This is a genomic window from Alicyclobacillus sp. CIJ1 (assembly GCF_057538885.1).
The window spans coordinates 117,492-130,699 of the sequence record NZ_BAAJPH010000067.1 but is presented as its reverse complement, the minus strand read 5'-3'; the positions used below and the strand labels follow the sequence as shown (position 1 = coordinate 130,699).

The window sequence follows — 13,208 nt, the reverse complement described above, 5'->3', positions numbered from 1 at the left end:
ACGCCCCAGCCGCTGAGGGCTGGGGCGTTCTCACCGCCTGCGGGCCAGCCACCACACCAGCGCGACGATGGCAATGACGAGAATGAGCGTGAACGGGATGTGGCGCGCAATGCCGTAGCCGATGCCAAAGCCGAGCCCGTGCACCAGCCCGTTCACAAACATGTGACCCAGGCCATAACCTCCATAACCGTAGCCATAGCTATGAGAAAAGAAACCTCTCGAAAACGCGTGCGACGCTCCAAATCCTCGGAGCCCCCACATGTTCCGTCCCCCTCAATTTTTACGTGGCTTTCACAAAAACGGGGCCTTTTCTTCATATGCAGGCTTCATCATACCCTCAGAGACCTGCGAGGGGAGGCCCATTACTTGCGAAACAGACGCCTGCGTCGAGCCGTTTGGGCAGCCATGTGGGGCTTTGGGGCCGTGTCCCTGGCTGGCATCGGAGAGGCCGCGCTGCATCGCGCCGACGCGCAGATTGCAAACGGAGCCGCTTCGATGGCCATGCAGAACGCAACGAGCGACGACGGACCGCCGCCCCCGCCCCCGCCCGTTCTGACGAATGCCCAAATCCTACAAGAAGACCGGGACGCTGTCAACCTGATGAACGAGGTCGCGCTCACCCCGCGCATCCTGCCCGGCGGCGTCAAGCAATTCACGCTCACCACATCCAAGTTCGGTTGGAACTTTTACCGAAACGTGAACCTGTGGGCCTGGGGCTACAACGGGCAAGTCCCCGGGCCGCTCATCCGCGTCCGCGTCGGCGATCGCGTCGAGATCGTCGTACACAACGATCTCCCCGAACCGACCACCGTCCATTGGCACGGAATGGCGGTCCCAAACGACATGGACGGGGTTCCAGGCTTTCCCGAGCCCGCGATTCAGCCGGGCGGCACCTTTGTCTACCGGTTCACCGTGACAAGTCAGATGATCGGCACGCACTGGTATCACAGCCACTACGACGACGATTATCAGGTGGACGCTGGATTGAACGGCGTGATCATCGTCGACCCCAAAACACCCTCGCCGTCCATGCGCCACGTGCGCGACGTCCTGTTTGTGCTCGGCGCGGGTAAGCAGGACGGATCGGACAACGAGAACACGTTTCTCATCAACGGCAAGGCGTATCCGGACACGCCGCAGCTGACGGTGAAACGCGGCACGACGGTGTACATGCGCATCGTCAACGCGTGCGCGGAGACGTTCCACGCGATGACCATCGATGGGTATGATGTGAAGATTGTGGCGCAGGACGGTCAGCCGCAGCCGGATCCGCAGACGGTCAGCATCGTGTCCATCGCACCGAGCGAAACGGTGGATGTGGAGTTCACCGCGGATCAAACCGGCACCTTCCCGTTTTACGACACCGTGGCGAGCTCGCTCATCAATCCGAATGACACCATGGACCCCGTGGGTGGCATGATGACGCTCATCCACGTGATCCCGTGAGGAGGTGGACCATGCGCCGAACCGTCCCAGCTCTGGTTGCAGCACTCGGCGCCTGCGCGTCGCTCGCCCTCGCCTGGGTCCACGCGTCGCCCGTCCTGCGCGCGGGCGCCAAGGCGGCGTCCACGAGCATGTCCATGGCGCCGACGAGCACCATGGGATCGCTCCCCGTGCCGGAAGGCGTTCCCGACGCGGGCCCGCTGTCCATCACCCCGGCGCTCATTCGCGAACAAAACGCAGACGCCGACCGGGTCATGGACGAGCAGGGCATGACTCCGCAAATGCTGCCCGGAGGCATCAAGCGGTTCACGCTCGTCGCGAGCGAGGTAAACTGGTACCTATATCCGGGCAAGTCGGTCGTCGCTTGCGGATACAACGGGCAGGTGCCGGGCCCTGTCATCCGCGTGCGCGTCGGCGATCGCGTCCAAATCCTGCTGAAGAACGAGCTGAATGAACCCACCACCCTGAACTTCCCGGGTCTCCCGCTGCCGGCGTCCCAACTCGGCGTCGGCGGCGTGACCGAGCGGCCCGTCCCGCCGGGCGGCGAGCGGTTGTACAGCTTCACGGTGACGCCGGACATGGTCGGCACGCACCTGTACGAGAGCGGCACCGACATGGCGAGCGAGATTGATCAGGGCCTGCACGGGGTGCTTCTGGTCGATCCGGCGCGCGGACCCCTCTACCCTTTCGCCAAGGTAGACGCGCTGTACGAGATCGACGCGTGGATGGTGGACGGATCGACCACCGAGAACGCATTCGGCCTGGACGGGAAACCGTATCCCAACGCGCCCCAACTGACCGTGCCGTACGGGAGCCGCGTCGTGCTGCGCATCGTGAACGCGAGCAGCATGTGTTATCACGCCATGCACGTGCACGAGACGACCTTTTGGCTCCTGGCGGAAGATGGGCACCCGCTGCCCGTTCCGCGCCCGATGAACGTGCTCGCCATCGCGCCGGGCGAGACGGCCGATATCGAATTTCCCGCCGACGTGCGCGGAGACTGGATGTTTCACTGTCACATTCTCGACCACATGATGAATCCGGACGACGAGGTCGACATGATGGGGGGATTGGTTACGTTCATTCACGTGAAATGAGGGCGGCGCGATGGCGCCGGGCGCGCTCGTTGTCGGCTATCGTCGCATGGAAAAAGGCCGAGCGCGGCGACTGCCCCTCGGCCTTCTGCCTGGTCTCTGTCTGTCAGTGCGGAATCTCGCCGAGCATCGTCACGCCCGACTGAATCTGCACCTGATGCTCCACAAGGTTCGAGGTGTTCTGAATCTGCGGCGGCTGGTCTGCCGTGATGCTGACGTCGTTCAGCGCGATGTTCGAGATGGGTGCGTTCGGCAGGCCATTCATGTAGATGGACTGGCCCGCGTACTCGCAGCTCACGTTCGAAATGGTCATGTTCTCAAACTGCGGCACGTACGAGTCTGGCCCGGGCGCCTGAAGCGAAGACGTGTCCGCCCCGTTGTCCACATAGCCGTCGTCGAAGGTGATGGCGGCTCCACTGATGTCCCGCATGACGATGTGATCCATGTAGATGTCCTCCACCAGCCCACCCTTGCCCACGCCGCTCTTGAAGCGCAGGCCTGACTCCGTGCCGTCGTACACGTCGCCCGTGACCCAGACGTCCCGGATGCCGCCGTCCGTGTAACTGCCGACGGCGAAGCCGCTGTGGCCGTTGTGCACGATGCAGTCCGCCACGACGACGTCCTGCTCGTTGAACACCCCCGCAGCGTCATTCCCGCTCGACTCCAATGCGATGCCGTCGTCCCCCGTGTCGATCACGTCGCGATACAAGACGACCTTGTCATCGGCCGAGACGTCGATTCCGTCCGTGTTCTGCCCGTACCACGGGTTGCGGATGTTCACATCGTCGATGACGACATCCTTCGAGGTGTTCACCTTCACAGTCGCAAACGGCGAATTTTCAAAGGTGACGCCCTGGAGCCACACGCCTTGGCACCCCTGGAAGTACACCATGTACGGCCGCAGGTAGTCCTTCACCTGCAGGTAGTCCTGATAGGTCATGTTCGGATGCGCCTTGATATACGCCTGGGCGTTTGCACCCTGCGCCGTCGGCCACCAGGTGCTTCCGTCTGGCGTCACGACGCCACCCGACGCCACGAGCGCATTCCACTGTTCCGCCGAGAGCTTCGACTTCTCCACCGGCCGCCACGTGTTTCCAGCCCCGTCGATCACGCCGTGACCGGTGATGGCGACATCCACCGCGTCCGTCGCGCTGATGGGCGATTGAACGATGTAGGAGCTCCCGCTCGGGACGAGCGGATACAGGTCGTGATCGCCCGAAAACTGGAGCTGGGCGCCGGACTCCACGTTGAGATCGACGTGACTCTTGAGCACGATGGGGCCCGTGACCCAGTACCCCGGCGGAATGTCGACGATGCCGCCGCCGTGTTGGCTGGCTGCGTCGATGGCCGCTTGAATGGCCTGGGTGTTGACCTGCCCGATGCCCGGCTTCGCGCCGTATTCGGTGATGTCGTAGACGCGGGGCACGATGTTCGGCAACGGCGGGACGGGCATGGCGAACGGCGCGCCGTGCAGGACCTGGGCGAGAGAAGCGTCGAGATCGCCCGTCTGCGCGACGAGGTCGGCCACGTTGTCGGCCTGGGCGAAGCGCGCGTGAGCGGTCCAACCGGTGGCGGCGGCCGCGACCAGGGCGAGGCTCGCGCCTGCCGAGAGACTCCGTTTCCACCTAGGCACGCATGTCACCTCCTTTCGCGGTCATCCGCGCAGGCCCGTGGTGGCGATGCCGCGGACGACGTACTTCTGCAGGAAGAAAAAGATGAGGAAGAGCGGAATGAGCGACACGGTGGACATGGCGAACAGCGGCCCCCACTCCTCCTGCGCGACGGCGTTCGCGAGCGACTCCAGCCCGAGCGGCACCGTGAACTTCTGCGCCGAATTCAAGTAGATGAGTTGAGAGAAAAAGTCGTCCCAGCACCAGATGAAGCTGAAGATGGCCGTGGTGATGAGCGCCGGCACGATGAGCGGCAGGATGACGCGCACAAACAGCGTGAAGGCATTGCAGCCGTCGATCTTCGCCGCCTCGTCCAATTCTTTGGGCAGCCCCCGGATAAATTGCACGATGAGAAAGATGAAGAACGGGCTACCAAAGAACGCGGGCACGATGAGCGGATAATACGTATTGATCCAGCCCAGATAGTGAAACATCGCGTACTGGGGAATGAGCGTGACCTGCGTCGGCAGCATCATCGTGATCATCATGATGCCAAACAGAATAGATTTCCCTCGAAACGTGAAGCGCGCGAACCCGAACGCGACGATGGCGGACGAGATGACCGTGCCGAGAGACACCAGACAGGACACCAACAGCGAATGTAGGATGAACGTGCCAAACGGTAGGCCAGGAATCGCGTTCCAACCTTGCGGGTAATTTGCGAGCGTCCAGTGCTTGGGCCAAAAGGAAGCACTGGAGAAGATCTCGTTGGTCGGCTTGAACGAGCCAAACACCATCCAGAGCACGGGATAGATGAGGAAGAACCCGATGACCACGAGCACGGCGTGGGCGAGAACGATTCCGCGCCTCGTGCGAATGGTTCCCGTCACAGCCCTCTCCTCCTTTCCCTCAGGACTCGTAGTACACGTAGCGGCTTCCGAACCTGAACACCAAGAACGTCAGCACGCCCACCAACACCAGGAGGAACCAGGCCAGCGCCGACGCGTAGCCCATGTTCTGGAAGTTAAAGGCCTCCTCGTACAGGTAGAGCGCGAAAAACAGCGTCGCGTTCAGCGGTCCGCCGTCCGTGACGATGTATCCCTGCGTGAACTGGGTGAACCCATTGATGATCGACATAATCAAGTTGAAGAAAATGACCGGCGACAACATGGGAATGGTGATGCGAAAGAACCGATACAGGCGGCCCGCGCCGTCCACGATGGCGGCCTCATACAGCGACTCGGGAATCTGCTTCAGTCCTGCCACGAAGATCATCATCGCCGAACCGAACTGCCAAGCCTGCAGCATGGCGAGCGTGAACAGGGCCGTGCGTGGTTCGGCGAGCCAATTGGGCCCATGAATGCCGACGAGCGCCAGGCCTTTGTTGATGAGACCGTCGGGCCCAAACATCTGTTGCCACAGGTAGGCGACGGCGACGCTCGTGCCGATGAGCGACGGAACGTAGTACACGGTCCGGTACACGCCGATGCCTTTGACCTCGAGACTGAGGAGCAGAGCGATGGCGAGGGCGACCACCATCTTGATCGGCACGGAGATCAAGATGTACTCCAGCGTGTCCACGAGCGAAGTGGCAAACAACTGGCTCTGCGTGAACATGTGCACATAATTCTCGAGACCTATCCACCTGGGTGGCTGTAGGAGATTGTAGTTGGTAAACGAAAGGTAGAGCGAGACCAGGATGGGCCCGAGCGAAAAGACCACCAGGCCGAACATCCATGGGCTCAGAAACAGATAGGCGACCTTCTCGTTGCGCGGCCGCACGGCCTTCGCGGCCTCGCCGTTCGCTTGGACATTGGCTTTGGTCGAGGTTGCCACAGCCACGCGATCACCCCGCTTTCCGGAATGGCCCGGCGTTGCGCCGGGCCCCGTCCTCGGAGACGTCATTCACCGCCGTTCTGCAGGAGATCGTTCGCCTCCTGCATAAACTGTTCGGCGCCTTGCTGAGCCGTCTCTTTGCCGTATTGCACAGCCTGGACCATGTTCGCGAAATCCTGGTCGATCTCCTTGTCCTGCTGCGGCGGCGGAGGATCGATCGGCGTGGCGACCTTGAGTGCTTCGTTCACCAACTGGAATTCTGCTTTTTCAGGTGCCGAGATGCCGGATGCCATCAACTGACTGCGCACCGAAGACGACACGGGAATGCCGCGCACGAGACCGAGTGCCTTGCCTGCCTGTACGTTGTTCAGTAAGAAGTTGACAAAGAGCTCGGCCTGCTGCGGATACTTGGTCTTCGAGTAGATGCTCCAGAACTGGCTCGGCTTGATGTACAAGCCCTCATCTCCCCCCGGCTGTGTCGGTGGAAGGGCCAGCGCCAAGCTTCGCGTCATCTCACTCTGCAGGCTGACGACGTAGTTGACCCAGGTGAGTTCCGCATCCGATTTGCCTTGCACCATCGGATCCGTCGGATCGGCCGTCTGCTTGATGAGCGATGTCACGGTCCCAGGCGGAACCACGCCCTCCTTGCGCAAATTCGCCCAATAGTTCAAATAGGAGACGAGCGTGCTCTCGGTAAATCCGAGCTTGGTCCCGGAAGCGTTGTACAAGTGTTGTCCGTGCTGACGCGCCCAGTATCCAAAGGTCTGCCAGCTCTCGTCGTCGTTCTCGGCCCACTTGCCTGTCGCCTTATGGACCTTTTCGAGGATACTCGCCCACTGTTGCCACGAAACCCGCTGACCGTGATAGCCCGCCTTGGCAAACGCGGCCGCGTCGTAGATCACCGCGTAGTTGTTCAGCGCGTTCGGAATGCCATACAACCCGCCGTCGATGTAGCCGCTCTTCAGGACGCTCGGGCTGATGGTGGAGAGATTGATGCCCTTGGCGCCCTTCAGGTTGAGCAACTGGCCTTCCTTGGCGTAGGCGTCAATGTATTCGTAGTCCATCTGCATAATGTCCGGCGCGTTGCCGCCCGCGACCTCGGTGGACAGCTTCGTGAAGTACTGATTGAACGGTCCTCCGAATTCGGTCTGGATGTGAATGTTCGGATACGCCTTCTCAAACGCTTTCACCGCGGCCAGCGTCACTGCCTCTTCCTTCGCATCGCCCCAGAAGCCGAAGGTAAGCGTGACGACCGGCTTCGAGTCCGCGCTGCCCACCGCCTGCTCCGGATGCGACGGGCTCGCCCCGCCTTGCGCCGCCGCAGTTCCACATCCCGCCAACACCAGCGCAGCCGCGGCGCTCGCCGTCCACGTCCATCTCTTTTTGCGCATGCGGATTCCTCCTCGTTTCACGTTGTCACACGCTTGAGACCGACACCCATCAACTGCCACAAAACCTCCGGATACGGCTCATGACCCCCCGGTTGTGCAAGAAACACCGCCCCATTTGTCACACCCAAGGCCTCGTACGCCGCTTTGACGGCCGCAAACGCTGCACGCGCACCTTCGAACGGAAACACGCCGTCGCGTTCGCCATGCACAATGGTCAGGCGCCGCGGCGCCACGAGTGCCGCCACATCCCCCCAATCGCCGAAGTTGAGAAGACCCGGTACGTAGTTACACAGGCAGTGCCGCGTGGCAAGGAGCGAATAGCGTGCGGTGCACATCGCCGACAGGAGGATCAGGTGGCGGACCCGCGAATCACACGCCGCGTGAAACAGCGCGGCCGTCCCGCCGCCTGAAAATCCCGCCGTGACAAGGCTCTCCATGTCGAAGCGCCCGTCCATCTCCATCGCGTCCAGGAGCTCTATCAGGTCCCGGACGCGGTCGCCGAGGAGCGTCCGGCCGACGAGCAATCGCTGCCGCGCGAACCGCTCACAACTGTGCTCCAGGCCCAGGGCGCGATCCGCCGGATCCATCGTGGCGCCAAACCCGCGCAAGGACGGGAGCACGACCGCAAAGCCCGCGTCCCGCAGCAGTTCCGCAACGGGTGCGCCCTTGACGTACACCTCGTTCGCGCTGCGGAAGTAATCGTAGCCGAGCGGCGAATGGCCATGGATCAACACGGCGGTGGGATAGCCGCCCGCGGGCGCCGTGCCCTCCGGAAGGAGCACGTGGACTTCGCGATCCGCCACGAGTTCGCTCAACGTCCTCGGCTTCTCCGACCGCTCCAGGCCGAGCAGCCGAGCGAGGGCCTCGACTCGTTCGCTTGCCGCCCCCCGCGACACCAGGCTTCCCTCCCTCATCACCGGACGCCGACCGGCGCGCTTTCGCCCAACAGATCCGCGATGCGCACGAACTGCCCAGTGGCCATCGAGAGATTCGCCGCCACGCCGATCAGGATGGACATGGCCCCCGCGCGCGATCCGGCCACGTGGCCGTAGGGATCGCTCTCGACGCCGCGGAACAGGTGGTCCTTGAGGCGCCTGTCGCCGCCGCCGTGGCCCTCGCGCACATGCGGCACGCGGAACACCTGGACGCCGCCAAAGAGGGGATAGAAGCGGATTTCCAGCTCGCGCACCTCTTCGGCGGACGACGGATCGCCAAACCGCCAGTCCACCGTGCGGCGAACGTCCTTCGAGCTCCTCCGCGCGAAGTCCGTCGCGTCCTCCTCGGTGATGAAGAACTCGGGCTCGAACGCCTCCAGCCGACCCTTGCTGCCGTTGAACGCCACTTGCCAGCCCTCAAATGGGGTGGCCGCAGTGAGCATGTACGTCGCCTGCACGCCATTCGGATAGCGGATGAGCGCCCCCATCGTATCCTCAATGTCGATGCGCTCGGAGAACACGCACTGATCGCGGTGGTACCCGTCATAGGCCTCCGCCTGCTTGTAGAGCGCGTTCAGGGTGTCGTCGCGGCCGAGATCGAGGTAGAACGGACAGCGATCCGTCACCTTGCACGTGGCGCAGCGCTCGCCGTGGCCCGGCATGCGATCCGGCACGTAGTAATGGCGCGATCCCATGGCGACAACCTCCTGGGGCTCGAGGCCCAGCCACCAGTTGATGAGGTCGAAGTGGTGCGTCGCCTTGTGAACAAACAGGCCGCCGGAGTTCTTCTTCTCCGCGTGCCAGCGCCGGAAGTAGTCCGCGCCGTGCACGGTGTCGAGGTACCAGCGAAACTCCACCGAGTGGACTTCGCCGATGATGCCCTCCTGCAACAGCCGCTTGATCTCGGTCTTATATGGCGCGTATCGATAGTTGAACGTGACGCGGACCGTCTTGCCGCTGCGCCGCTCGGCATCCAGGATCCTGCGGCACCGCTCCGCATCGATGGTCATGGGCTTTTCGGTGATCACGTCCTTGCCTCGCTCAAGCGCTTTCACGATAAAATGGTCGTGCGTCGCATCCATCGTCGTAACGATGACGCAGTCGCATTCGACGTTGTCCAGCATCTCGTCGAAATCCGTGAAGCCCGGAATGTCCTTGCCCAGGACTTCCTGCGCATACCGGACGCGGCCCTCGTTGCGGTCGCAAAGCCCCGTGACCCGCGCGACGTCCCGGTAATGCGTGACGAGATCGCGCCCGAACATCGAGATGCCGCGCGATCCGAGCCCGACAATGCAATAGTTGGTCATGGCCGTCCGTCACCCCTCGTATTAACCACGTTGTTAGTTGACCTCATCTCGTTGTTGCTAAAAGGTAGCACAGTTCTTCATGGATATCAATAACCACGTTTTCATTTCTTCTTGACTTTTTTGGACACGATCATGGCGAAAACGCTCGAAATCGCTCAACGTGCGTCTCCAATCGCCGAATCGTTTCACATTCTCTTTAATAACGTTGTTATTTGTGTTAAAATGTCGAGGAAATCACAGACCTGTTGGCTTTGCGGCACGCGCAAGACGCCGCGAGGCCCATGGACTTTGGACAGAGGGAGACCCGCCATGGTGAGCATTAAGGATATCGCGGAACGCGCGGGCGTCAGCTACAGCACGGTTTCGAAGGCGCTCAACGACAGCCCGCTGGTCAAGGAGGAGACCAAGCGGCGCATCCTGGAAATCGCGCGCAGCATGGGCTATCAGCGAAACCTGCTCGCACGCCACCTCGTGTCGGGCCGCACGCGGCTCATTGGCTTCGGGCTCGTGAACCTGGGAAACCCCATCTTCGCCAACCTCACCATTCAGCTGCACCGGGCCCTGGCCGCGCTCGACTACCGGATGGTGATTGCGATTTCGCCGGACGAGATCGACCTGTTGAATCAGATGCGCGCCGATGGCCTCGTGATTTGGGCCGATCTCGTCTCGCGCCACCCGCACCTGATGGAGGAGCTGGGGCGCTGGCAGGCGAAAACACTCGTCATCGGGACGGACGAGCCCGTGCCGCTGCCGCACGTGCGATTTGACCGCCGCGCCGGAATTGCGGAAGCCGTCCGATACCTGCGCTCGTTTGGGCACCGGAGGATTGGATTCATCGGCAGCTCCCAGGAGATCAAGGTGCGGGCCTTTTTGGAGGCGGTGGAACAAGCGGGGCTTCAGCCGTCCCCGGACTGGCTGTATCCGGCGGAACCGACCTTTGAGGGAGGTTACCGGGCGATTCGATACGCGAGGCCAGACATTCCCATGCCGACGGCCTTCATCGGGCTGAACAACTTGATCACGAAGGGGGCGCTTCGCGCGCTGCTTGAACTCGGCTACCGGGTGCCTCAGGACGTGAGCCTCATTGGATACGATAACTTGCCCGACATGCAGTTTGCGGAGGTGCCCATCACGACGGTCGGCCCGTCGCTCGAAGAAGTGGCGGACTTTGCGGCGCACCGCGTCGTCGACATGATCAACGGGAAACCCGGGCCGGACGCGCACGTGATTCAACCCATCCTCATTCCGCGCGCGTCCGTCGAACGAGCGCCCGACAGGGACGTGGATTGAGCTCGGGCGCCGTCGGCGCCCGCCGGGCTCAACCCCCGTAGAAAAGCCCCGTCTCGGCGAGCGTAAGCGGCTTGCCGTCGCGATGCACCCCGGCGTCCACGACCTCGCCTACAATGAGCGTGTGATCGCCCCGGTCGACCACGTCTGTCACGCGGCACTCAAACCAGGACAGCGCGTCGCGCAGGATGGGGCTTCCGGTCGTCGAGGTGTAGAACTCGACGTCCTCAAACTTGTTCCCCACGCGCTTCAGGGGCTTGAAGAACTTGAAGGCGAGGTCCTTCTGCCCACTCTCCAGAACGTTCACCGAGAACACGCGGCTCTCGAGGATGCCGTCGCACGACGTGGTGCCCTTCTTGACGCCAATCGCCACGAGCGGCGGCTGGAAGGAAACCTGCGTCACCCAGTTGCCGGTGAACGCGTTGACATCATCCTCTCCGATTTTGGTGCCAATCACGTAGAGTCCGTACGTGATGTGGCGGAGCGCCGTCTTCTTCGCTTGCTCGTCCATCCTCGCACCTCCTGATGCCGAAAGGCGTTTCCCATTTGAGTATACCGCTTCCCTGCCGTTCCATCACCCGGTGGCGCGGGCGCTCACCCAGTCGATCACGTCCTTCACGGTCTGCAGCCCGAGGCGCCCGCACAGCTCCATTTCCTTGCGCCAGACGGCCGCGGTCATGCGCACGTCCGCATCCGCCTGGTGGCGGCCGACCACCGGAATTCCGAGCCATTCGCAGGCCTCGTCGAGCGTCAGGGGCCTCGCGGCCCGCGCCAGCACCTGGGCCACGACCGCCGTGTCCATCGCGATGGGCCGCAGCCGGAGCCGCCACAGCGCGTCCGTCGCGCGCTGCAGAAAGCCGAGATCGTGCCGGACGTGGTGGGCCACCCAGACGCGGCCTGCGCCGAGCTCCAGCGCGCGGCGAAGCGCCGCCTCAAGGGGCTCGCCGCCCCGCACGGCCTGTGGCGTGAGGCCGGTCAGCTCCCAAATGTGCGGGGGGACGTCCGCGACGTCGTCATGGCGCACGATGGCGTAGAAGCTCTCGTCAGGCTCACTTCGCCACCCGGAAAACGTGGCGCAGGCGACCGAGAGGATCTTGTCGCGCACAGGAGAAAAGCCAGACGTCTCGAGGTCGAGCACAAAGTAGGGCGCTTCGCCGAGGGGCCGCTCCCAGACCGGCACAGGTTCAGGAGTCAAGGGCGCGTCTCTCCGGAGGGAGAAAAACCACCTCATCTGGATCCCCTCGGTTTCGGAAATCGTCGACACACCAGGCGCTCGAGGGCTTGGGCCGTGCGCAAATGCTCGTGAAGCGCTTCCTGCCAGGCGGGAGACAAACTCGACCGAGGGACGAGATCGACGCTGTCTCGCTGGCCCCGGAGCCAGCATTCCGCGTGGTGGCGCGCCCGCAGCCTCCATCCAAACCAGAGCGCTTGCACAATCGCCTCCGGCTGCAAGTCTCCGAGGGCGCCGAGGCGGCCGAGTGATGCGGCGCGATCGACCGAGCCGAGCGCGTCGACCCCATGATGCAGACTGAGCAAGCGAAGCGCGTGGACCATAGGCGCGAGGAACCTGTCCTTGATATGAAAGACCATATCCGCGCCGCTCGCTTCCCAGCGCACGCCGCGCAGGGCGCGAAATCCGACGGTCCCGCGAATGCCGAGATGCGCCATCTGCCACTTCATGAATGCCGATCCCGCGATGACATCGCGCACCCGCGCCGCAACGGGCGCCCAGTCCGGCGCGTCCTCAAGAGGAAGCGCGTCCACCGTCATGTACAGGTAGCGGACGTTGGCCCAGTCCGGAAACTCCGCATACGACTGAATGCGCGCCGTCCATGCGCCTGCAGGGCCGAACCAGCGCGGATTGGCACCCATCACGTTGCCCATGCAGGGCGCAAAGCCCATGGGGCCCATCCAGCGCACGAACCGCTCAATGTCCGGGACTGCGTCGGCGAGCCGAAGGTCCGCAGTCGTGACGAGCGCAAAGTCGAGATCGCTCTGCGGCAGATCCTCTCCGCGCGCGAGCGACCCAAGCGCGACGAGACGCGCTCGGCGCCGGACGTCCGGCGACACAGTTTCCGCCCAGCCCGCGAGCACGAAGGCCCGGCGTTGAACCTGATAGCCTTCGAACCAGCGCCGAAACGCCGCAGTGTCGTCCGGCGGACCGTCGTCCTGGAGCACGGATTCGCACCACGCGCGCTGCAACTCCTCTCCGCGCTCCCGAATGTCGCCTGCGTTCGTCACGCATCCCGGCACCATCACGGCTATCCCTCCGCCCTAACCCTTGTTCATGCGATGATTGCTAGAT

13 protein-coding genes are annotated in these 13,208 nt (G+C 63.0%); 3 read left to right on the top strand and 10 right to left on the bottom strand.

The window, feature by feature from the left end:
* Positions 1-30: 30 nt before the first annotated feature.
* On the bottom strand, positions 31-261 hold the full coding sequence (locus tag AC27E8_RS04055; protein ID WP_487098489.1) for a hypothetical protein: 231 nt from the start codon (positions 259-261) through the stop codon (positions 31-33).
* A 105-nt stretch (positions 262-366) separates the two neighbouring features.
* Here AC27E8_RS04055 and AC27E8_RS04050 point away from each other — a divergent pair, with 105 nt between their 5' ends.
* Both AC27E8_RS04050 and AC27E8_RS04045 read left to right on the top strand, forming a co-directional pair.
* Positions 367-1,446, top strand: a complete 1,080-nt coding sequence (locus AC27E8_RS04050; RefSeq protein WP_487098490.1) for a multicopper oxidase family protein — start codon at positions 367-369, stop codon at positions 1,444-1,446.
* Between the two features lie 11 nt (positions 1,447-1,457).
* A complete protein-coding gene (locus tag AC27E8_RS04045) occupies positions 1,458-2,540 on the top strand; it encodes a multicopper oxidase domain-containing protein (protein WP_487098491.1) in 1,083 nt (360 codons plus the stop codon).
* A gap of 103 nt (positions 2,541-2,643) precedes the next feature.
* Here the strand turns inward: AC27E8_RS04045 and AC27E8_RS04040 are convergent, their stop codons facing one another.
* The 6 genes from AC27E8_RS04040 to AC27E8_RS04015 are packed head-to-tail and all read right to left on the bottom strand — an operon-like array spanning position 2,644 to position 9,616.
* On the bottom strand, positions 2,644-4,170 hold the full coding sequence (locus AC27E8_RS04040; RefSeq protein ID WP_487098492.1) for a glycoside hydrolase family 28 protein: 1,527 nt from the start codon (positions 4,168-4,170) through the stop codon (positions 2,644-2,646).
* Between the two features lie 21 nt (positions 4,171-4,191).
* A complete protein-coding gene (locus AC27E8_RS04035; protein ID WP_487098493.1) occupies positions 4,192-5,037 on the bottom strand; it encodes a carbohydrate ABC transporter permease in 846 nt (281 codons plus the stop codon).
* Positions 5,038-5,056: 19 nt separating this feature from the next.
* The gene (locus tag AC27E8_RS04030; protein ID WP_487098494.1) at positions 5,057-5,989 is read right to left on the bottom strand and encodes a carbohydrate ABC transporter permease; all 933 of its coding nucleotides are present in this window, start codon (positions 5,987-5,989) and stop codon (positions 5,057-5,059) included.
* 59 nt (positions 5,990-6,048) lie between these two features.
* Positions 6,049-7,374 (bottom strand): ABC transporter substrate-binding protein, encoded by a 1,326-nt coding sequence (locus AC27E8_RS04025; RefSeq protein ID WP_487098495.1) that lies wholly within the window; start codon positions 7,372-7,374, stop codon positions 6,049-6,051.
* A 17-nt stretch (positions 7,375-7,391) separates the two neighbouring features.
* Complete coding sequence (locus AC27E8_RS04020; protein ID WP_487098496.1) at positions 7,392-8,270, bottom strand: alpha/beta hydrolase family protein; 879 nt, start codon at positions 8,268-8,270, stop codon at positions 7,392-7,394.
* Positions 8,271-8,287: 17 nt separating this feature from the next.
* Positions 8,288-9,616: a Gfo/Idh/MocA family oxidoreductase gene (locus tag AC27E8_RS04015; RefSeq protein WP_487098497.1), complete on the bottom strand. Its 1,329-nt coding sequence runs from the start codon at positions 9,614-9,616 to the stop codon at positions 8,288-8,290.
* Between the two features lie 309 nt (positions 9,617-9,925).
* Here AC27E8_RS04015 and AC27E8_RS04010 point away from each other — a divergent pair, with 309 nt between their 5' ends.
* A complete protein-coding gene (locus AC27E8_RS04010; protein ID WP_487098498.1) occupies positions 9,926-10,906 on the top strand; it encodes a LacI family DNA-binding transcriptional regulator in 981 nt (326 codons plus the stop codon).
* Between the two features lie 28 nt (positions 10,907-10,934).
* On the opposite strand, the gene AC27E8_RS04005 is transcribed toward AC27E8_RS04010, so the two are convergent.
* The 3 genes from AC27E8_RS04005 to AC27E8_RS03995 all read right to left on the bottom strand — a co-directional run bounded on the left by AC27E8_RS04005 (position 10,935) and on the right by AC27E8_RS03995 (position 13,159).
* Positions 10,935-11,414: a flavin reductase family protein gene (locus AC27E8_RS04005; RefSeq protein WP_283203039.1), complete on the bottom strand. Its 480-nt coding sequence runs from the start codon at positions 11,412-11,414 to the stop codon at positions 10,935-10,937.
* Between the two features lie 63 nt (positions 11,415-11,477).
* A complete protein-coding gene (locus AC27E8_RS04000; protein WP_487098499.1) occupies positions 11,478-12,098 on the bottom strand; it encodes a 3'-5' exonuclease in 621 nt (206 codons plus the stop codon).
* Positions 12,099-12,130: 32 nt separating this feature from the next.
* Positions 12,131-13,159, bottom strand: coding sequence for a putative nucleotidyltransferase substrate binding domain-containing protein (locus tag AC27E8_RS03995; protein ID WP_487098533.1), 1,029 nt, complete (start codon positions 13,157-13,159; stop codon positions 12,131-12,133).
* Positions 13,160-13,208 lie beyond the last annotated feature (49 nt).